Below are 20,767 nucleotides of genomic sequence, written 5' to 3' on the forward strand. Positions count from 1 at the left end.
AAAATGACAAAAATTTGACACACCCGTGAAATCGAATATCACGGCACGGAACCGTGGGTTAAAACCTCATGCTGGCTTGCGCTTCATGAATGTGATTGGCACCACCGACGGAGGCGGGCTATTGAAAATGTCTTTGCGCATTTTACCCATGATGTGCATTTCACAAGGTTTGCAATCGAATTTCAGGGTGTACTTTTGATCACCATTGACCAACACCATGGGCTCGGCCTTCACCTGCCCCTGCACACCTGTTACACCCTTAGCTTGTTTTGGGCACAAATTAAACGAAAATCGCAGACAATGCTTGGTGATCATAACAGGCACCTCGTCAGCTTCCTCATGTGCCTCGTAAGCTGCCGCAATCATCTGCACGCCATGTTTTTTGTAAAATTCACGCGCTTTGTCGTTGTAAACATTGGCCAGAAAGCTGAGCGACTTTTCGGGATAGTCCACATAGGGCTGCACAGGCGCTTTGCGAGCAGGGCGTTGCCAGGCCGCAATCCGCGCCCTGTTCAAGGCCTCGATCGCGTCTCGACGCATGCCATTCAAAGTACTGGCCGGCACAAACCAGGGCTGACTCAGGTGTACATTCAGGCCCAAAGCGGAATAATCAGTACCCCCCAGCTTGCCCAAGTGGGTTTTAATGCTTTCTACTGCCGTGTCGGCCTGTTTGGCCAACTCCAGCGCCATTTCAACCTGCGCAGTGGTGGCAATGCCGTCTTCGTCGGTCAGGCTAAGTTGCAGGCCTTTCAACACATCGCCTTCCATCCACTCGGTCAGTGTTAGCCAAAGGCCAATTCGGCGCTCGGCACTTTCTTTGGTCAGCGCCATGTCCCAAGCGTGGTCGCGGTTACGGTGCATGGGCAAGCCAGCCTTCAGGCCGCCATAACTGCCAATCGTGTCTTTGGGAAACACGCGGTACACCGCCTGCCCTTCGCCTTTGCTGTGCAGTTTCTCGGCACGGTTCACGTGCAAGCCCACCACTTCGCGTTTGCGCATGAAGTTCAAGCCGTCGCCGTTGTTCAGCTCATCGCTGGTTTGAATGTCGATGCTTTTGTCATTCACCGCAATCACATGGCCAATGGGCTGACCAATGAATTTGGGTGAATCGAAGGCGCCGATGTCGATTTTCCGGCCACTGGCAAAATAATCGGTTGAGCCACGGTGAAAATTGCGGTCCGGATCGGGCCTGAAATAGTGGCGTGCAGCACCACTGGATGCGCGGGTAAACTCCCCGCGCTGCTCCATGATCTCGTCCAGCAAAATGCGGTAGTGAGCCGTGATGTTTTTTACATAGGCCATGTCTTTGTACCGGCCTTCAATTTTGAAAGACCTTACACCCGCATCAATCAAGTGCTCCAGGTTGCCGCTTTGATTGTTGTCTTTCATCGACAGCAAATGCTTGTCAAATGCCACCACGGCACCACTTTGATCGGTCAGCGTATAGGGCAGGCGGCAGGCCTGCGAACAATCGCCCCGGTTGGCACTGCGCCCGGTTTCGGCGTGGCTGATATAACACTGCCCCGAAAAAGCCACACACAGGGCACCGTGAATAAAATACTCAATGGTGGCGGAATCACCCACCGCACCGTGTACAGCAGCAATTTCCTCAACTGTCAGTTCCCGCGCCAATACAAGCTGCGAAAAGCCGCTATCGGCCAAAAACTTTGCCTTTTCAACTGTGCGAATGTCGCACTGTGTGCTGGCGTGCAGCTGAATCGGCGGCAAGTCCATTTCCAGCAAACCCATGTCCTGAATAATCAGCGCATCCACGCCGGCTTCATACAACTGCCACACCAGTTTGCGGGCTTCTTCAAGCTCGGCATCGTGAAGAATGGTGTTGATGGTTGTAAAAATACGCGCATGGTAGCGGTGTGCAAACTCAACCAGTTTTGCAATATCCGCCACCGAATTGGCTGCATTGGCGCGTGCGCCAAACACCGGCCCACCCAGGTACACCGCGTCTGCGCCATGCAAAATCGCCTGGCGACCAATTTCAACGTCGCGTGCGGGGGCTAGCAATTCCAACTCGTGCGGCAACAAACTCATGATTTCACTAATCTTTTCAGGCAAAGGGTGAACATTATTTCAAAAAGCGGGTCTGAATGAAAGCAAAACCGTGGTGCTTGCCACAATCAGTTTGAACATTGCGCAAGGAGTCCTGGCATGACATGGGTAAATTGGTCCCGTAATACCGCAACCTTTCTGGTGGGGCTTTCCAGCTTTTTACCCGTGGCACACGCCCAACAGCTTGATGAAGCCATATTTGGGGGCGGGTGTTTCTGGTGTATGGAAGAGACATTCGAGAAAATCAGGGGTGTTAAATCTGTCGATTCCGGTTACACCGGCGGGCGCACCCCCTCACCCACCTACGAACAAGTCAGCCAAGGCAACACTGGCCATGTTGAAGTGGTGAGGGTGCAATACGACCCCCGACAAGTTAGCTACAACACCCTGTTGAAGGCCTTCTGGACCAATATCGACCCCACAGTCGAGAACCGTCAGTTCTGTGATGTGGGTGCGCAGTATCGATCGGCGATTTACTACTTGAACAGCGAGCAGCACCAACAAGCCAAACGCAGCAAGGAAGAATTGCAAGGAACGGGCAAATTCAAAAAAATCTACACCACCATTGAAGCGGCCCAGCCCTTCTACGTAGCCGAGGAATATCACCAGGACTTTTATCGCAAAAACCCATTGCGTTACCAGTACTACAAAACCACCTGCGGCCGGGAAAATCGCTTGAACGAGGTGTGGGGCTACAAACCCAAATAACAACACCTAGAAGCCAAACTCCAAGAAAAACAATCACATCCGGCTACACTTCACCCCAAATTCACTCTGGCTTATTGTGATGAAGCATCAAGTTCGCCTGTTGGTCGCCCTTGTATTTACTACTTTCACCGCCTGCTTTTCCCCTGCTGCGTTGGCCGAAACGCTGGAGAAAGTTCAGGATTGGCGTACCGTACTTCCCGACAACCGGGGCAACAGCGAAATCGTATCCGTTCAGGTGCGCAACAGTCGTTTGGCACTCGCCAACAACATTCAATTCGACGTGAAGTCGCTGCACGGCCAGCTGCTGCCGCACCAGGCCAATGCACCTGTATTGCTGGAAAACCTGTCGGCCTTTGACGTTCGTGTTGACCATGCTCAACTGCGCATTTCCGATGACGTGCTGCAGGCATTGGTACAAGCCGAATTACAGGCCAGTGAAGCCCCCTTGCGAATCAGGCAGGTGAGCACCCAACCCGGGGGAGTTTTAATTACTGGCGATATCCGGCGGCTTGGCCTTTGGATTTCCTTCTCGATGGAAGGCACACCCACCATAGAAAATGGCCAGGAAATTACATTGACGCCACGCACACTCAAAGTGGCCGGCCTACCCGTTTACAAGGCGCTGCTCGCCACCAACATTCAACTGCAGTCACTCATCGACATGAAATCCAGGGCAGTTGCCTTGCAAGGGCAAGCCATGGTGCTGCGCTTGGGCCAACTGCTACAGGCACCCAAAATTGCGTTTGAACTGAACTCGCTGCAACTTGGGCAAGGAGAAGTTCAACTCGAGCTGGGAACCAGCAAAACAGGCCCCGCCTTTTTTTGCAAATCCGAATGCCCCAGTAATTTTGTGTACACCCACGGGGGTGAATTACGCGCCGCCGGCATGGTGCTGGCAGGCCAGCCCACCTTGGTTACGGGAATCAGCGATGGCAGCCTGCCGATTGCACTGCACGATTTAAACCGCTTGATCACCACCAGCACAGTTCAGCTTCGAACCGACGGTGCACTGTGGATAAGCGCACAAGAAGGCTTACTCAATACCGATGACCTCTCGCTGCTGGCCACGGGCGAAAAAGCGCTCGCCCAACTGGCACTTCTCGTGGGCACCCAAAGCGACCCGGTCACCCTGGCTGTGCACCATGCCACCCTGCTGTCACAAGAAGGCGTCGAATTGCGCGTTGAAAAGCTGTTGGCCAGCACCAGGTCCACCAACCTGGGTCAACTGCCCACCGCCGCACAAACCGTTCATGTGGGCGAAATTTCCCTCAGTGAAACCGCATTGAACACCATGATGAACAAAGCCCTGTTCAATTTCAAAGGCAGCCCGATCCGCAAGGTGAGTGCCACCATTGGCGAACCTCACCTTCAGCTTGCCTTGCAGGCGAGGCCTGAAATTTTTGGTATTCCCCTGTTCTGGTTGCCTGCCAAACTAAGCGGGCCTCTTGTCATTTCAAACGACAGGCAGCACCTTGAATTCACACCCACCCAAGTGCGCATGTTCGGCCTCTCGGTGCTGCCGATCATCAACTATGTGGGACTGAATCTCGGCGATCTGATTAAAATTGACGAAACTGCGGTGAAGCTGCAAGGCAATACCATTCGCATCGCCCTGGGCAGCGCACTGCCACCCTTGCAGCTCAACACCGAATTGCGAGCCATTAAAAACGTATTGCGCTCGCCTTTGGGGCCTTACTTGCAAGTGCATGTCGGCAAATTGACCGCTGAAAAAATTGGTGAAATTTACAACACCATGGAATTGCTGCCATTGGGCTTGTGGATGAACACACCTGAATTCACTGCGCTGGGCATGCGCACCGGGCCCACCCTGGGCCATGTTTACAATGACCCACGCCAGGAAAGGCTGGTAATCGACCTGGCCCGTTACCCCGATTTGTTGGCCAACGCCACACTGCGCTTGCCGAAAACAGAACGCGTGTGGGTCAGCATGCCCAGCCAGGGTGCGGGCTCACAGCACCCAGTACAAGGCCATCGGCACGAAAATCAGGCTCATCAGGTTCCCCATCATCACCAGTGAAGCCACGCGTTGGGGCTGAAGGCCATATTTTTCAGCAAACACGAAACTGAGCACCGCGGGTGGCAACGCGCCAAACACAATCAGCATGGCGGTGTGCTCAGGCGTCAAGGGCAGCAGCCACACGCACAACGCCGCGAATATCAGCCCGGTTAAAGGGCACAACACACCGCCAATTACCCCAAGTTTCACATCCGAGAAGTCAGCCTGTGTCAGCCGCACACCCAGCGAAAACAGCAGCAAGGGAATGGACACATCGCCCACCATGTCGATCGCAAAATACAAAGGTGACCACACCTCGATATTCAATACACTGACCAACAAGCCCGCAATGGACGCCGCAATCACAGGTTCTTTCCAGAGCATCAAAATGCGCGCATTGGGGCTCATCATCCACGTGCCTAGCGAATAGTGCAGCGTGTTGCCCACCAAAAACAACATCACTGCGGCGGGCAAAGCCTGCTCGCCAAACGCCAGAATGGCCAATGGCAACCCCATGTTTCCCGAGTTGTTGAACATCATGGGTGGAACAAAAATCCGACTGTCTATGCCCAGCAAACGCCCAATGGGCCAAGCCAACAGGCCCGAACCCAATACAACAATGGCACCGCCCACAGCCAACAACCAATACGACTCAATTTCAAACGACTTGCTGGCCAGCGCAGAGAACACCAGCGCCGGCACAAAAATTTCCATATTCAGCTGATTGGCAAACTTCATGTCGGGCTTTTTCACCCGGCCATACCAATACCCCAAGGCCACAACCGCAAACACCGGAAAAATAACTGCAACAATGCGCAAGAACATAAAAGGCCGTAAGGAGAAAGGGCTGGAAAAGTCGCAGTGTACTGCAAGCCATTAAACGGGGCGATTCGGGTTTGTATTGGTGTTGGCGTTCGGCGTGGCGTTAAACAGCAGCTTGAGCGCCGGGTGATTTAAATTGCGCGGATGGGTAAAAGCAAAAAAGTCCTCAACTACACCTTGGGCGTCGCCCATGTGCACCACCGTGTGGTCACGCACCACATCTTCAATCAACAGTGCCGGCACTGCAAACAAGCCCAAGCCTGCACGCCCAAAAGTTTCCAGCAAAGCGAGGTCGTCGAATTCCCCCACCACGGTCACTTCAACCCCCACACTTTCCAGCCAGTGCTCAAGTTTCAAGCGCAACACGTTGTTTCGAGAGGGCATCAGAAATGGCGCATGGTGCAGGCTGTGCGGGAAATTCTCTTCATACTTCTTTTTCAAGACCGGGCTTGCAAATATGCGCACCGGGTAGCTGAGTAACTTGGCCACCTGCAAGTGGGCCGTGCCTTGGCCTCCCGGGCGCTCGGCCAACACCACGTCTACGCTGTGCTGCACCAACTCGGAACACAGGGCTTCAAAACGACCTTCATGACACACCAGGCGCACTGGGCGCTGCATGCCCAAAATTGGCTCAATCATGTGAAACGACACTGTTTTTGGCAACGCGTCGGCAATACCCACCGACAAACGCAAGGTGTAATCCAGTTGCTCATCGCCCAGGCTTTCGGCCATTTGCTCGCCCAACTGGAAAATTTGATCGGCATAACGCAAGGCAATTCGCCCCGCCTCAGTCAGCCCCAAGCCCCGGCCCACCGGTTGAAACAGCGCCCTGCCCAGTGTTTGCTCCAGCTGGGTAATTTGGCTTGAAAGCGTTTGTGCGCGCAGGCCCAGCCGCTCAGCCGCCGCCGTCAGGCTGCCCGTGTTCGCCACCATCCAGAAGTAGCGCAAGTGATGGAAATTCAAGTCAGTAAGTTTCATCAACCCTTCGATTTATTCGAATATTCACTAAACAATTGTTCTATTTATTCTTACATTGAACCGGCGTACACTTCAACTGTCTATTTCCCCGAAAGGAGGACGCAACCATGAATACAGAAATTGTGGCTCGGCATCCCGAGATCGATGACACCCTGCGCAGGTATGTACTTCGCCGCGTGCGCTCGGCCATCAATCAACTTTCGACACAGATCAAAAACATCACAGTGAAACTGGACCGGCGCACTGCCCAACAGGCTGATCAGCGCAACTGTGTGATTGAAATTCGAATCGACGGGCAAGCGCCCGTGATCGTAGACAGCGCCGGGCCGCATTGGCTCAGCGCAATTGACCAGGCGGTTGAATCAGCCGCACGCGCCGTTCGCCGCCAATTGAAACACACCCTTCACCAGGTGACCCCCCACTTGCAATTGTTGAAAGGACAACACGCATCATGAAACGCATTGTTTTATTTTTAGCCACCAACGTCGCCATCATGGTGGTACTGGGCATTACCGTGCATGTACTGGGCTTGAACCAGTTCATGGCCGGGGGGCAGCTTAACCTGACCATGCTGCTGGCATTCAGTGCTGTACTGGGCTTTGGTGGTTCATTCATCAGCCTGTTGATCAGCAAAAAAGTGGCCAAGTGGAGCACCGGTGCACAAGTCATTGAAACCCCGCGCAATCCGACCGAGCAGTGGTTGGTGCAAACCGTTCAGCGTTTTGCGCAGAAAGCCAACATTCCCATGCCCGAGGTTGCCATTTACGAAGGCGCACCCAATGCATTTGCGACCGGCCCCAGCAAAAACAATTCGCTGGTGGCAGTCAGTACCGGTTTGCTGCAAAGCATGAGCCGTGAAGAAGCCGAAGCCGTGCTGGCCCACGAAGTAGCCCACATTGCCAATGGCGACATGGTGACACTCACGCTGATTCAAGGCGTGGTGAATACCTTTGTGTTTTTCCTGGCGCGCGTCGTGGGGTTCTTTGTGGATCAGTTTTTGCGCAAAGACGATTCCCAATCCAGCGGCACCGGCATGGGTTATTTCATCACCGTGATCGTGATGGAAATTACGCTGGGCATTTTGGCCTCCATCATCGTGATGTACTTCTCGCGTCAGCGTGAATTCCGCGCTGACTCGGGTGCAGCCACGATTATGGGCTCACGCCAACCCATGATCTCGGCGCTAAAACGTTTGGGTGGCATGCAGGCTGGTGAGTTGCCTTCCAACATGGCTGCCTCGGGCATTTCAGGCAAAGGCGGTGTGATGGCCTTGTTCAGCAGCCACCCGCCCATTGAGCAGCGCATTGAAGCACTGGCACAGCAGCGATAAATACACCGCGGCACAGTGCGCACCAACAAAAACCCGCCGAAGTTTGGCGGGTTTTTTATTGCGCTTAAATTCACATCACCCTTCTTACTTTCCAGAAGGTCTTTCGCCAGTACAAATCATCCAGCCGACTAATCGTGACACCGACTTTGGTCGAGGCATGAAGAAACTTCCCATCCCCCAGATAAAACCCCACGTGCCGGGTGGAATAGCCTGTTCTGAAAAACAGCAAATCGCCCACCTGCATGGCGTCGCGTGCAATTTCATCTCCCATTTTCAATTGCTGAGCGGTGGTTCGTGGTGCCTTGATTTGAAAATGAGTGCTCAAGGTTTGTTGCACAAACGCTGAACAATCGATGCCCACCCTGGAATTACCGCCCAATTGGTAGGGCGTGCCACGCCATTGTCGGAACTGGGTCAGCAAACGTTGTTGAACTTCACCCTTGCCTGCAGCATCACCAAAAAACAGCGAGCCATCTTCAAGCACCAGCACGTCCGAAGGTTCATCGGGCGCTGTGGCACAGGCTTGCAAAACAAGTGCCGCACACAACAGCAGGCTGCGTAATTTCATCGACTGAATCAGGCTAGACAACCGCCTTCCTTTCGCTGAATCGCAGCAAGCCTTTCACAAAACGATACAGCAACCACAGGCTTAAAATGCCATACACAATAAAGCCCACGCCAAACACCATGGTGATCATGGCCACAACAAACCAGAACATACCGATCCAGAAAGTTGATATAAGCCAGTCATAGTGGCTGTAATAAATGGTGCCGGTTGATTCACCGCGCTTGACATAGCAAATAATCAAGGCGATCAGGATTGGAATGAATGCAGTGAAAATACCCACTGCGCCCAAAATATAGGCCACCAGCACGATGGTGCGATTGGACTCTTCCTGGCTGGGAACCGGGTTGGGTTGATAGCTCATCAAGTGATACCCATGTGATCTTCGAATTTTTATTTTAGACGACCCAGAGCGTGCAAAATTCAATTTAACCGGCGTTGAATGCAAAAAACCCCGCCGCAGCGGGGTTTGCAATCGAAGTTCAGCGGTGATTACAGCTTCAGCGCGGCAATGCCAGCACGCGCAATTTGCGCATCTTGGTCCGATTTCACGCCAGAAACCCCCACTGCGCCAACCACTTGGCCATCAGCCACAATGGTTACACCACCTTCCAGCAGACCATCTACGTAAGGGGCAGTTACAAATGCAGTGCGACCATTGTTGATCACGTCTTCAAGAATTTTGGTGTCTTTGCGCGCCATGGCGGCCGACTTGGCTTTGGAAGGGCCAATGTGCGCACTCATGGGGGGTGCGCCGTCCAAACGAATCAAGCCCAGCAGGTGCCCGCCATCGTCGGCCACTGCAATGGTTACAGCCCAGGCATTGGCTTCAGCTTCAGCGCGGGCCGCTGTCAAAATTGCTTGAACGTCGTCAGCAGACAACATGGGTTTGGTTTTCATAAACTTGCTCCAATTCGATTTAAAAATTCAAACCGAAGTATGCGGCACACTTCCCGTGATGGCTACACAGGAAGTCCCTAATCCAGCCAGAACTTAAGGGTTGCAAGCCAACCCTGTGTCTGCCGCGTCACAAGAAGTAGGCTTGCCAGCACCACCCTCCCCTTCGGTGGCGGGGCGCCCTGGCCCAACCTCAACAACCACCCCATGAATAATTTTGCCAGCCACATTCTCGGTTCTGACTACCGAGCGGGTTTGCTCCTGGCGGGCCAGAACCACTGCGCCCTGCGCCGTTGTCAAAGCAGCGGTCTCTTGCGGTGAAAGCAATAAGCTTCCGTTATAAACCACCGGCACACGATTCAGATTGCGTGCGCCATCGTAAAAGAAGGCCTGAGTGCCTTTGCGCTCCGGACCGGCAAGATACACCACTTGCCCGGGCAACAGGTTGCTGCCCTCGAAAGGCAATACGGTAAGGAACCCGCCCAACCCAGGCCTCGAGGTGTCACCCACTTCAACGCGAATGGCCCCCGCACTGCCCGGCAAACCATTGTCCGACGACTCGCCGAAACTGGCATTTGAACCTTGTGCTCCACCCGATGGGCTCAGGGGGATAGACAAAGTCAGACCCGCATAGGACCGGGCGGTGCCCACCGCAACATCGTTATACGGCATGCGCGCCCTTATCAACGACTCTTCACCCGGCGTGGCCAATCCGCGGGCACGAATGGCAATGACATCGGCTTCCACGCCTTGCGCACCCACGAGCAGTTTCACCGTGTTGTTCACGGCAAAAAGGCTGGCTCCCCGATTGGGCAAATAGTCAAATGACATAGCGAAACGATCGCCCGACAATGCGCTGACCTGGCCGTTGATCTGATTACCCTGCGTCAGGACAACCGAACCATTTTGCGACGCCTTGAACTGGGTCAGCGAACCCGCTGCTGTCGTGATTTGCCCACCGGTTTGCTCAATGGCCGTGCTGGCCAAACTGATTCGCCCCAAGCCGGTGATTGGATTGGCAGCTTCTTTGTTCGAGAAAACGTCCAGTGCTGGTGGTAGCAACAGTGCAATTTCAGCTGAAGACAAAGGACTGGGTACACCATGCGCAGCAAAAGTCAGCGTACCGCCTTGTTGCTCAATATTACCCAGCAGAAGCAAACGACCATCCGCCGTAATTTCACCACCTCGACTGCTCAGGTTCATCAGTTGCAAATCACGGCGCCCTGCGATGTTTGTTTGTTCGGCGCTTGCACTGACATGCCCGGTAAACCGGTTGTTTGAATTCAGCAGATTAATGCTTCCGCCCACCGCAACCAGCTGCGTATTGCCTTGCACTTCTAGCGCATGCGAACCTGTCAGCACCTGGGAAATCTGGTTGGCATTGACTGACAAATTTTCGCTGAACTTTGATTGCGAAAACCTGACATGCTCACCTTGCAGGTTTGTATTCCCATCAACATTCAACTTCAGGATTGCATTTGACGAGCCAACATCTGCGTTGAAATCACCAGCCGTGCGAAGCACCACCTCGTCCGAGGCGTCCAGCGTGGTGTCACCCTTAAAAAGGTTGGCAGAGTTATTTAAAACAATTCGATCAGCGTTCAGCAAAGCATTGTTCAAACTCACCGCGCCGTTTTGGGTCAACTCACCTGTCAGTATTAGCTGGCTATCGCCGAGTACTGCGGTTTGCCCCAGAACCAGATTGTCTGCTCGCACAGTTAAATCGCCTTGAATTTGAGCGTTTAACTGTAAATCATCCCCCTGCACGGTCAATGAATTTTTATCAGCGATTTCTACAACAGGGTTTGACGAGACATAAGCCTGAACAAGCACGTCACCCACAAAGTCATTGCCTGAATCACCCAGTTCCACTTTGCGCGCTGTCAACGTGGTTTGCCCTTGCACCAACAAGGCTGAATTTTGATCCACTTTGTCAGCGACAACATTCAACGTTTGAAATTCACCCAATGCACCCAAGCTGACTTCGTTCGCGGTCAACGACAAATGTTCAAGACCTGCACCGGTCAGGGTTAAGCGGCCAGTACTGACCAAATTGGCGTCGACTGCATTTTCGATCCGAACCACGCCATTGAATTGATTGCCGGAATTGCCGAGGTTAACATTCGCAGATTGCAGCAGCAGGGAAGAACCTGTGGTCAAAGCACGGGTTTGCTCAATGCGCTTTGCCATGAACTGCGTGCTTCCGTTCACCTGACCTGAAACAGCCAAGGAGTTCGCATCAACCACACGGGCGCTGCCTGTGGCATTGAACACCACCTCACCCTGAAAATCGTTGTCCGCATGATCCAACGTTACGTTGTTGACATTCACATGGGTATCACCTGCCACCGCCAGCGCACCACGCTGCTCAAGATTTCGCGCGTAAACATCCAACTGGCCAACCGAACCTTCCAAACCCAGGGTATTGCTATCTCGCAGCTGCGCCTGTTCAGTGACTTGTAAATTCACCACACCTTGAAAATCGTTGTTACCACGAAGGTCAACCGCCGTTGCCTTCAGTGTAGTTTCACCACTCACCTTAAGCGTCTGCCCCGGCTGAGTTGATTGAAGAACACGCTCCGCCTCAGCATTCAGCTTGTTAGCGAGCAAGCCAGTGAAAGTCAGTGACTCATCCGCCGACACATTGAATTGATCAACCACGCCGCCTACAGTCAATTGGTGCTTGCTTACAAGATTTACTGTGCCGGCACCCTCAAGAATCAACTCGCCTGCAAAGTTGTTCTCCGCATGAGTCAAATTGATGACAGGTGCTGCCAGCGTAATTTGACCGCCCGTGCTGGCAGCTTCATTTTGAGTGATCAGTTCCGCCTGCAAGCGCACTGCGTCTGTAACATCCAATTGGTTTAATTCAATCGTGGCTGCGGTCAAAGTACCTCGCTCAATTTGCAGCTTGTCAGTGCCACCGGCGATGAAAGTTCCGTTCTCGGCGCTTGCATTCAAACTTTGAGAGGCACCTTGAATTTGCAAACCATTCCGGTCAGTCACAGTGGAGTTCTCTGCGACAGCCAAATTCACAATGCCTTTGAAATCATTGCCTGCGTTGTTCAACAAAACAGACTGTGCACCCAATGAGGCTTCCTCATTAATTTCTATCGCGCTCAAGGCAGTCTGTGTAATCTGTCCCCCAGCTGCAGCTGTCAGGCGCCCCAAAGTCAACGCACCCAACTCCAAATCGCCACCCACTGTCGCATTCAGACTTTCAGCGCGTCCTGCCACCAGCAAGTTCTGCTCGGCTTGCACGTTGGCAGTTTGATCAGCATGAAAGGTCACTGCTCCGCCGAAGCTGTTCGCCACATTGTTCAGTTGAATGTTCGCTGCGGTGGCCCGCGTCGTACCGGCAACTTCAAGTGAGGCGGACTGTTCTATATCACCATTGGCCAACAACTCCAGTGCCGCTGTACTGCCCTGAATGTGAATGTTGTTGTCGTCGCGAAGCGCGGCACTGCCAGTGACATTCAAAATGACATCACCCTGGAAATCATTGCCCGATTCGCTCAGATTCACGGCACCTGCATTGATTTGGGTCTGGGTCTCGACAAGCAACGCCGAATTTTCACGTTGACCCAACTGTTGCGCAAAGACCTCCAATCGACTGGTCGTGCCCTCCACCTGCAATGTATTTGCATCTCGCAGTTGCGTGTTCCCGGTCACTTGTAACTTCACCGCACCTTGAAAATCGTTGTTGTTGCGAAGTTCAACGTCTGCTGCAGCCAGACTGGTTTCACCACGCACCAGAACGACACTGCCAGGCGAGGTGATTTGATCGATCTGCTGTGCGCGGGCACTCAAGTTATTGGCCTGCAACGCGCCCAAGGTAAGGCGCTCTGTCGCTTCCACATTCAAGTTGCCCGTGGTACCGCTGATGGTCACTTGGTTTTCGTCCACAATATCAGCGATTCGAACACCATCTAAAACCAGTTCGCCGGCAAAATCGTTATCCGCCTGGGTCAAAGAAACCGTGTCGGCTTTCAATGTAATTTTGCCACCGGTATTGCTGGCTTGGCGTTGCGTGATTGAGTTGGCTTGCAAGCTGACGTCGTTCAACACGAGCAATCGATCCAGTTCGATAGTCGACGCTGTCAATGTTCCGTTGCTTACTTCCAGGCTTTCATTGCCACCTGCGATCAAGATCCCATTGCTGGCATCGGCGATCAAATTTTGAGTGCCCCCCTGAAGATTCAGGTCATTTCGATCCCGAATTTCGGTGCTTTCCTCGACAGTCAAATTAACAACACCTTTAAAGTCGTTGTTGCTGCCATCGATGCGAACATTTTGGCCGCTCAATGTAGCCCGCTCTTCGACAGTGATAGCACTTGCAGAGTTTTGCTCAATCAGACCGCCTGAAATTGCATTCAGGGTTCCTACCTGAGTGTCGCCCAATACAAGGTTTCCGGTCGTATTAACATTTAATGTCGCAGCGGTGGAGCGAAGCTGCAGATCGTGCGCGCTGTGTATTGTGGCTTCCTGCGTTGCCTGCAGATCTACCATGCTGCCAAACCGGTTGAACGTGTTGTTCAAATTGATCGTGGCCCCCTCGAAGCGGGAAAAGCCATTAATACCCACAGCGCCCGTTTGTTCAAGAATCGTGGTGGCTTCAACCTGCAAGGCCTCGGCCTGACCTTGAATGCGAATGTCATTCATGTCGTTCAGTGCTACCTGCCCGGCGTCGTTGAATATCACCTTGCCTTTGAAATCATTGGAGGAGTCGACTAACTCAACCCGGCTTGCGCCCAGTGTGGTGTCACCCTCAACGGTCAAAGCGCCTTGCTGGCTTACACTGCCGCCATTCAGCGTCAAATTACCCGGTGCCACTAAATTGTTTAGCACCACATTTGCCGCGTTCAGTGAAATATCTTGTGCATCCAATTGACTCACAGCCAGTTCACCTGCCGCTGTTGCATTCACCAACTCAGCCTTCCCAAGAAGCGCGAGATCACCAGAGGAATGCAAAGCCACTTCACCAGTCAAATCCAGGTGAACAGTGCCCGAAAACGTATTGCTTGTTGAGGTGGCAAGGTTGGCCGTTCCACCCACCAAGCGGGTGTTACCGTTGGCAATCAGGCCACCTTCCTGTTGAATTGAATCGGCATGAATCGCTAAATCACCCTGCGCGGTCAATCCATCTATTACTGCAGTTTGCGCTTTCAGGCTGAGTGCATTAACAACGCCTTTCACGCGCAACTCGTTGGTATCCTGCAAGTCAGCCTGTCCACCCACACTCAGGTTAACTGCACCAACAAAATCATTCTCGAAGCCATTCAGCTCAAGTTCGCTGGCATTTAAACTACTTTCACCGGTTACGACCACCGAGCCACTTTGCGCAATACGCTGTGAATTCACAACAAGACTTTCAACCGTCAAATCGCCCAGCGTAACCAGGCCAGAGCCTGCAAGCGGCGTTGACACTTCCAGAGAACTCGCCTGCCCCAGCACCTCGATGCCATTTCGATCAGCGAGCACCACCTCTCCGGCGTCGAGAAGACTCACTGCGCCTACAAAATCGTTTGTCGTGTTGTTCAAGCTTGCAATGCTTGATTGCTCAATCGTTGTAACTCCAGCCACGGACAGGGGAGCATTGCCTTGAACACGCTCTGCTTGCAAGTTCAAGTTGCCAGTCACGTTGAATGCTCCCGCCAGCTCGATTGAACTGGCCTCAAGTCGTGTATTGTGGGTTACACCTTCAACACGCAATTGATTGGCATCGCGAATTCTCGCTTCATCATCAACATTCAAATTGACCGTGCCCACGAAGTCATTGGCGCTGTTTGCAAGCTCAACATGGTTGGCGTTCAGGTGTGTGGAACCAGACACACGAATGGCGCTACCTGGTTCGCTTGCATTGATATGGCGCACCGAATTTGCTGCCACAGTCAACGACTGCGCCTGCAAATTACCCAACGCAACAACACCGGAAACTGCGTCTGTAGACACAACACTGATATCGCCCGCCTGGCCACTCAGTTGGATAGTATTTCGATCAGTCAAATTGACTTCAGCCAGGTCGGCTCCAGCCAAGGTCACAAGACCGACAAAATCGTTGGATGAATCAAGATTAACTGCTGATGTGTTTTGAATAGTCGTGTTGCCATGTACTACCAGGCTCGCCGTTTGACCAATGGTGTTTGCAACAAGACTTAAATTTCCCTCGGCATTCACACCACTCAAAACAAGGTTGTCTGCCTGCAACAATGCGTTGTTTACCTGCCCGGCCACTTCAAGACGTCCACCGCCGCGCAGTTCTGCTTGCGAGCTCACATCAAGGCTCACCAAACCGCCAAAACGATTGCTGTCCTGATTCAAGGTCACGCTGCCAGCCAGCACAGTGGTGGTGCCTCCAACAGTTAGCGCGTCATTGCCCAGTTGGCTTAACTCACTGGCCTCCACGTGAAGACGACCTGTATTCAATTCACCAAGCACCACATGGTCACCTGTCAATACGGCTTGCCCAGCCTCACCTGTTACGGTCAAAGATTGGCTGCCATGCAGTGTGGCTTGTCCTTCAACTGCCAAGTCGACTACACCGTTGAAGCGATTCTCGCTGTTACCCAAGGTCACTCGGTTGGCGGTCAGGTTACTGCCCGCGCTCACGTCAACTGACGTATTTTGAATTTGGCTCACGCTTTGCGTGTTGATGCTCAAGCTGTTGGCGCTCAAGTCGCCAAGGCTTGCTTCTGTGCCAGCGTCGATTCTCAAGTGATTGTTCACATGAAAGTCGTTCACCAGAACACTCTCGCCTGCATTCAGCGTTGCATCTTCTGCAACACCTTGAATGTCGAGACTGTTTGAATCGCTCAAACTGAGCTGCCCAGTGACATTCAGTGTCACTTTGTCTGAAAAATCATTTTGTGCATTCTGCAAATTCACTGAATCTGCATTCAACACCACTTCACCGCCCATGCTCACCGCGTTGAGTTGCGCAATATTGCGAGCAATGACCTCGACTGTGGCATTGCTTAGCGTCGAATTAATGTCGCCACTTAAACGCACCGAATCACCCTGCACAGAAATTTGCGTGGCCTGGTTCAGGTTCGAGACATTGATCACGCTAGGTGCACCACCTGCCGAAGCGCTTGCCAGGAAAACAATTCGCCCGCCCTCAGCCATCACTGTGCCAAGTTGCTCGATCAGGGCATTCTCGTGACCCGCCATGACTTGAAAAACCAGATTGCCATCGGCTGTGTTCACCGTGACTTCGCTTGCAGCAAGCAGTTGTACAGACGAGTTGGCAACATTCGACGCCAATGTTCCGTTGTTCTCAATGGTGGGGGCAATCAACAGAATGTCTTTTGCTGATATATGGCCATTGTTGATGATGCTTCCAGCGGTGCCATTGATCTCCAGGCCCACCTCATCCGAATTGGATTGCATTCCAGGCTTCAAACTCAAGGTGGAGGCCACCAGACCATTCACACTCACCTGCGAGTTCGCACCAAATACAATACCGTTGGGGTTAATCAAAAAGACACGCCCATTGGCCTGCAAGTTACCCAGAATTCTTGAGGTGTCTTCACCGGTCACGCGATTCAGTATCACTGCGTTTGCGTTGTCTTGAAGGAACTGAACCGTTTCATTTGCCTCGATCGAGAAATCGCGCCAGTTGGCCACTGCACGGCTACCTTCCTGGACAACCACAGTAGTTTGAGCGTCAGGATTGCTCACCGTGACATTGCTGCCGAGTGAATTTTGAAAAACAGGTGCCGATTGAATGCCGGTGGCATAGATCAGTAACACTGCCGCAGCCAATGGCTTGAGTGGAAAGGAACGTACAGACGTGCAAATGGCGGAGTTCATGATTAATACTCGCTTAGAAATAGTAGATGTAAGATGCAAAAATTCGTGGTGATTGACGCTTCGGATCAGACTTGCGTATGCCCGTTAATTCCCAGGCCAAACTCAGGTTGAATGTGAATACGTCTTGGCGATCCCAGGCCAGACCAAGTCCATAACCAGCCAATTCAGCGTGATTGTCAAAGCCACTGGCCTGTGAACTTGCATCATGTCGCAGTTGCACACGACCTTGGTCATAGAACACGTTGAACGACAATTCGCGTGCGTAACCGTCGAGCCAGGCAGCCGACGGCAAATAACGGGCTTCCAGCGTAAACAGGTCGCAACTGTCACCCGATGTTTCACCTTGGGCAAAAGCACGTACTGCCGTGGCACCGCCCAAAGAACATTGTTCACTGCTGTCAAGATTGTCAAAGGCCTGCTGGCCACGTAAATAAGCCCACAGCATGAGCTTGCCCGGAACAATTGACTGCAAGCGTCCCAGTGAATAGTTGGCCCGCATGGCACTCAGGTCATCATCCAGACCAAACGGCACTCCACCGGGATAGTTCACTTTGCTTTCTTCGTAAGTCAGATTGAAAAAATTCAAACCGCCGCCTGCGAAACTGTCACGGGAATCACCGTTTAAACCCAATCTGAACGAGTCCACTTGCTTGACTGTTTCCAAGCCGGTCAGCGTTTGTCGGTCAGTAAATTCTTTTTGATCCAAACCTGCCAAGACAAACAGGTTCAAGTTTCGCGAACGCAACAAGGGGTACAAGGCAAAGACCCCGAATGACTCAGCATCGCCATTCAATCCCAAGGGAAAATCATCTTCGCTCAGCTGGTAATTCACTGTGGACACGTTCGCGCCCAACTTCAATCCATTCGAACCCACCGGCAGTGTGTAACCGAGCAAGGTAAAGTCCAGACCACCGGTATCAGACTTCAAATGGCTGACTGACAGGGAATCACCAAGGCCCAAAGGGCTTTCCCATGACAGGGTGGCAATTCCACGGTATGTGCCCGCGAAACGTGAGCCATTTGTATCCACCCCAACGCTTCCGGTCAACGGCTTATCGTTCGTGGGTGTGGCCACCAAAATTGCCTTTCCGGCTTGAGTGCCCGGCTTGATCGCAAAAGACATTCGAATGCCACGCAGATCATTGAGCAGGAAAACCACGCGCTCAACCTCGTCCACGCGAATGATTGACCCGGGCCTCAGGCTTGCCAAATGTGACTGGACAATTTCGCGCTTCACCCTGAGTTCATCTGCAGGCCACACCACCTCTACAGACTCAAGAATCCCTGGCAGTACCGCAATACGAACCACACCATTTTTGATGTCCTGCGCAGGCAGGTAAGCATAGGCCAGGTACAAACCCAGTTCACGCTGAAGGTATGCCGTTACAAGTTGCGCTGCGTTGCTGAGGTCTTCAAACGACCGGCCTGCTCCCACATAGGGAGCCAACAATGTTTCAAGATCGTTCTGGTATCGGGCTTCCACGTCGTCAATTCGGTAAGCCGTGACATCGATTGAGATGTCATTCAAGGGCTTGCCAAGTTCGGGCGCTGCTTTGTCGGGCAACTGATTGTCAATCGTGGGCACTGGTGAGTTTTCTCGGCTTGATACGGCGGGCTTGGCGTTCAACAAGGTGGAGGGGGTATCAACCTGCGCCTGCAATGGCAGGGCGAACACCGCACACAAAGTGGCAAGAAAAAAACGAAAGGGGAACATGGCTGGAACACTTAAAATAAAGGCGAACGCGATTGAAGCATCAAACTGGAAAATGAGAAAATAGGGTCGTTGGCATGGCATCAACCGTTCGAATGACACCCCTCGCCTACGAAAAGAACCATGCTGCTTAAATTGTCTGCACGCCCTGTCGCACGATTAAGCGCAAGTTGGTGAATGTGCGTACAAAAACTCTCCTGATTCCAAAGACTCGATCCGATCAAGCCCAGTTCTGCATCACTGAAATGCTCCCAAAGCCCGTCACTGCACAACAAAAACCAATCGCCAGGCGTCACGGTGTAAACATCAGAAATATCAATGGTGAGTTCAGAAGGCTGCTCGCCCAGCGCGGTATAGAGCGTGTTGCGGGCTGGTGGCGAATGGTCAGGCTGGTGGTCAGTCATCCACTGCAACATGCTGTGGTCACGGGTTCTTGACACCAAATTGTCTTGATGAAACCTGTATACGCGCGAATCACCAACATGCAACCACAGAGCCTGCAGGGTGTCACGATTCACAACAAGTGCGCAAAAGGTGGTGTGCATGTCCTGTAGTCCGGTATTCAATTGCTGCATTTCAAGAATGTGTTTGTTCACCTGATTCACCATGGCGAGCAATTGCACACGGCAAACAGTTGGTTGCAGCAAGAACAATTCGAGAAAGAAATCAACGGCCTGCTGAGCAGCAACCTGACCACCTTGGTGCCCCCCCGCACCATCAGCAAGCGCGCACACATGCCACTCCCCCGAAATAGCATGGTTCAATGCGTCCTGATTCTCGTCACGATCACCTTGATCGCTACGAGAAATCACATGCAGTGAAACGGGTCGCGATTCACCGCAGGCTCCGAGCTGAATGGTCAACTCCATAATTCGCCCAACAATCGATACCGCTCGCAATAAAGATCCCACAAACGGGCTTTTCGGGAAGATGCGAGTTTCAGGTTGAATCCGCCTTCATGCTGAAGTTCGTCAGCGATCAACTGTGGGTTCAGTGTCGTTTGTGCTTGTTCAATCACTTGTTGAACCTGTGCAATGCTCAGCTGCATGTGCGCAAGCAAATCCTGACAGGCCTGCTCCAAGGACTGTTCTGCAGGCAAGTATCCGGGAGACTGCCCGCCGGTCAGCAAGGCCATGGCTTCATCCACGGTCTTGGAGAATTTCAGTGGATTATTGCCCTTGCCGGACAGGGACGTGTAGTCGCCCCCCAATTCTGTTTTGTACAATCGTCGGGCTTGCAACAACTGCATGTAACCTTGAACACTGATGCGTAACAGTTGCCTGACAGTGGCCAGCTCCTTTTGCAACCCGGCGCTGTCCACCGGTGCAACTGCAGGCCCCGGTGCGACTTGTGCCTGCTGCTGGGAACCCACATACATTCGCTGAGCGAGCACCGGAACCTGCCCGGAATCGTTGGATAACTCCGCAATTTGCTGTTCATCGTGATCACTCAACAGCGCATCAATCTGAATTTCGGGTACCGACGGTGGCGACAGAAAATCAAATGAATCCGTCGCGGGGTCAAACCAATTGTTCGGGAGTTTTTCCACAACAATCGAATAATCGCCCAACTTCACAATGTCGCCTGACATCAAAAGCGTGCGCTGAGAAGGATTCATCGGCTTGCCATTGACCTGTGTGCTGTTGGTACCCAAATCGGTCCAGTAGCATTGCTCAGCCTCAAGATCTATCCTGGCGTGCTGGCGTGAAATAACCCTGCCGGGATCGGGCAACACCCAATCGCAGTCAATCGCCCGACCAAGCAAACCGCCTTTCGACGGCACTCTCCATTCATCGATGGAAGGCGACAGCAAAAAACTCGACTGAATTTTGAACACCCAACTTGAACTCATGATGAAGC

14 protein-coding genes are annotated in these 20,767 nt (G+C 52.7%); 4 read left to right on the plus strand and 10 right to left on the minus strand.

From position 1 onward, the window contains the following. Positions 1–66 precede the first annotated feature (66 nt). Positions 67–2,049, minus strand: coding sequence for a U32 family peptidase (locus FRIGORI9N_RS07160; RefSeq protein WP_159569112.1), 1,983 nt, complete (start codon positions 2,047–2,049; stop codon positions 67–69). A 117-nt stretch (positions 2,050–2,166) separates the two neighbouring features. Between FRIGORI9N_RS07160 and msrA the strand changes: the two genes are divergently transcribed. Both msrA and FRIGORI9N_RS07170 read left to right on the plus strand, forming a co-directional pair. After that, positions 2,167–2,775 carry a peptide-methionine (S)-S-oxide reductase MsrA gene (gene msrA, locus FRIGORI9N_RS07165; protein ID WP_159569113.1) on the plus strand — a complete coding sequence of 203 codons (609 nt, stop codon included), beginning with the start codon at positions 2,167–2,169 and terminating at the stop codon, positions 2,773–2,775. 79 nt (positions 2,776–2,854) lie between these two features. Further along, positions 2,855–4,813: a hypothetical protein gene (locus FRIGORI9N_RS07170; protein ID WP_159569114.1), complete on the plus strand. Its 1,959-nt coding sequence runs from the start codon at positions 2,855–2,857 to the stop codon at positions 4,811–4,813. On the opposite strand, the gene FRIGORI9N_RS07175 is transcribed toward FRIGORI9N_RS07170, so the two are convergent. After that, positions 4,745–5,617, minus strand: a complete 873-nt coding sequence (locus tag FRIGORI9N_RS07175; protein WP_159569115.1) for an AEC family transporter — start codon at positions 5,615–5,617, stop codon at positions 4,745–4,747. The two genes, FRIGORI9N_RS07170 and FRIGORI9N_RS07175, sit on opposite strands and share 69 nt — an antisense overlap. A 51-nt stretch (positions 5,618–5,668) precedes the next feature. After that, on the minus strand, positions 5,669–6,592 hold the full coding sequence (locus FRIGORI9N_RS07180) for a LysR family transcriptional regulator (protein WP_159569116.1): 924 nt from the start codon (positions 6,590–6,592) through the stop codon (positions 5,669–5,671). Between the two features lie 107 nt (positions 6,593–6,699). Between FRIGORI9N_RS07180 and FRIGORI9N_RS07185 the strand changes: the two genes are divergently transcribed. Together FRIGORI9N_RS07185 and htpX are read left to right on the plus strand one after the other, a co-directional pair. Continuing rightward, on the plus strand, positions 6,700–7,047 hold the full coding sequence (locus tag FRIGORI9N_RS07185; RefSeq protein ID WP_159569117.1) for an HPF/RaiA family ribosome-associated protein: 348 nt from the start codon (positions 6,700–6,702) through the stop codon (positions 7,045–7,047). Further along, positions 7,044–7,922, plus strand: a complete 879-nt coding sequence (htpX, locus tag FRIGORI9N_RS07190; protein WP_159569118.1) for a protease HtpX — start codon at positions 7,044–7,046, stop codon at positions 7,920–7,922. Before FRIGORI9N_RS07185 ends, htpX begins: the two co-directional genes overlap by 4 nt. Positions 7,923–7,992: 70 nt before the next feature. On the opposite strand, the gene FRIGORI9N_RS07195 is transcribed toward htpX, so the two are convergent. From FRIGORI9N_RS07195 to FRIGORI9N_RS07225, 7 genes are all read right to left on the minus strand, one after another. Beyond that, positions 7,993–8,490, minus strand: a complete 498-nt coding sequence (locus FRIGORI9N_RS07195; protein ID WP_159569713.1) for an NlpC/P60 family protein — start codon at positions 8,488–8,490, stop codon at positions 7,993–7,995. A 13-nt stretch (positions 8,491–8,503) separates the two neighbouring features. Then, positions 8,504–8,851 carry a hypothetical protein gene (locus tag FRIGORI9N_RS07200; protein ID WP_159569119.1) on the minus strand — a complete coding sequence of 116 codons (348 nt, stop codon included), beginning with the start codon at positions 8,849–8,851 and terminating at the stop codon, positions 8,504–8,506. A 128-nt stretch (positions 8,852–8,979) separates the two neighbouring features. Next, entirely contained in the window at positions 8,980–9,387 is a 408-nt protein-coding gene (locus FRIGORI9N_RS07205) for a heme-binding protein (protein WP_159569120.1), read from the minus strand. 93 nt (positions 9,388–9,480) lie between these two features. Continuing rightward, positions 9,481–17,196: an S-layer family protein gene (locus FRIGORI9N_RS07210; RefSeq protein WP_159569121.1), complete on the minus strand. Its 7,716-nt coding sequence runs from the start codon at positions 17,194–17,196 to the stop codon at positions 9,481–9,483. 13 nt (positions 17,197–17,209) lie between these two features. Beyond that, a complete protein-coding gene (locus tag FRIGORI9N_RS07215) occupies positions 17,210–18,910 on the minus strand; it encodes a ShlB/FhaC/HecB family hemolysin secretion/activation protein (protein ID WP_159569122.1) in 1,701 nt (566 codons plus the stop codon). An 80-nt stretch (positions 18,911–18,990) separates the two neighbouring features. Beyond that, the gene (locus tag FRIGORI9N_RS07220) at positions 18,991–19,776 is read right to left on the minus strand and encodes a PP2C family serine/threonine-protein phosphatase (RefSeq protein WP_159569123.1); all 786 of its coding nucleotides are present in this window, start codon (positions 19,774–19,776) and stop codon (positions 18,991–18,993) included. Next, complete coding sequence (locus tag FRIGORI9N_RS07225) at positions 19,767–20,759, minus strand: type VI secretion system-associated FHA domain protein (protein WP_159569124.1); 993 nt, start codon at positions 20,757–20,759, stop codon at positions 19,767–19,769. The genes FRIGORI9N_RS07220 and FRIGORI9N_RS07225 overlap by 10 nt, the downstream gene beginning before the upstream one ends. Positions 20,760–20,767: the final 8 nt, after the last annotated feature.

Source organism: Limnobacter sp. 130, assembly GCF_902506325.1.
Lineage (GTDB): Bacteria > Pseudomonadota > Gammaproteobacteria > Burkholderiales > Burkholderiaceae_B > Limnobacter.

Coding starts and splice junctions, on each gene's coding strand:
- FRIGORI9N_RS07175 (WP_159569115.1), bottom strand. CDS start 5,617: ATGTTCTTGCGCATTGTTGCAGTTATTTTTCCGGTGTTTGCGGTTGTG.
- msrA (WP_159569113.1), top strand. CDS start 2,167: ATGACATGGGTAAATTGGTCCCGTAATACCGCAACCTTTCTGGTGGGG.
- htpX (WP_159569118.1), top strand. CDS start 7,044: ATGAAACGCATTGTTTTATTTTTAGCCACCAACGTCGCCATCATGGTG.
- FRIGORI9N_RS07205 (WP_159569120.1), bottom strand. CDS start 9,387: ATGAAAACCAAACCCATGTTGTCTGCTGACGACGTTCAAGCAATTTTG.
- FRIGORI9N_RS07170 (WP_159569114.1), top strand. CDS start 2,855: ATGAAGCATCAAGTTCGCCTGTTGGTCGCCCTTGTATTTACTACTTTC.
- FRIGORI9N_RS07195 (WP_159569713.1), bottom strand. CDS start 8,490: ATGAAATTACGCAGCCTGCTGTTGTGTGCGGCACTTGTTTTGCAAGCC.
- FRIGORI9N_RS07185 (WP_159569117.1), top strand. CDS start 6,700: ATGAATACAGAAATTGTGGCTCGGCATCCCGAGATCGATGACACCCTG.
- FRIGORI9N_RS07220 (WP_159569123.1), bottom strand. CDS start 19,776: ATGGAGTTGACCATTCAGCTCGGAGCCTGCGGTGAATCGCGACCCGTT.
- FRIGORI9N_RS07200 (WP_159569119.1), bottom strand. CDS start 8,851: ATGAGCTATCAACCCAACCCGGTTCCCAGCCAGGAAGAGTCCAATCGC.
- FRIGORI9N_RS07215 (WP_159569122.1), bottom strand. CDS start 18,910: ATGTTCCCCTTTCGTTTTTTTCTTGCCACTTTGTGTGCGGTGTTCGCC.
- FRIGORI9N_RS07225 (WP_159569124.1), bottom strand. CDS start 20,759: ATGAGTTCAAGTTGGGTGTTCAAAATTCAGTCGAGTTTTTTGCTGTCG.
- FRIGORI9N_RS07160 (WP_159569112.1), bottom strand. CDS start 2,049: ATGAGTTTGTTGCCGCACGAGTTGGAATTGCTAGCCCCCGCACGCGAC.
- FRIGORI9N_RS07210 (WP_159569121.1), bottom strand. CDS start 17,196: ATGAACTCCGCCATTTGCACGTCTGTACGTTCCTTTCCACTCAAGCCA.
- FRIGORI9N_RS07180 (WP_159569116.1), bottom strand. CDS start 6,592: ATGAAACTTACTGACTTGAATTTCCATCACTTGCGCTACTTCTGGATG.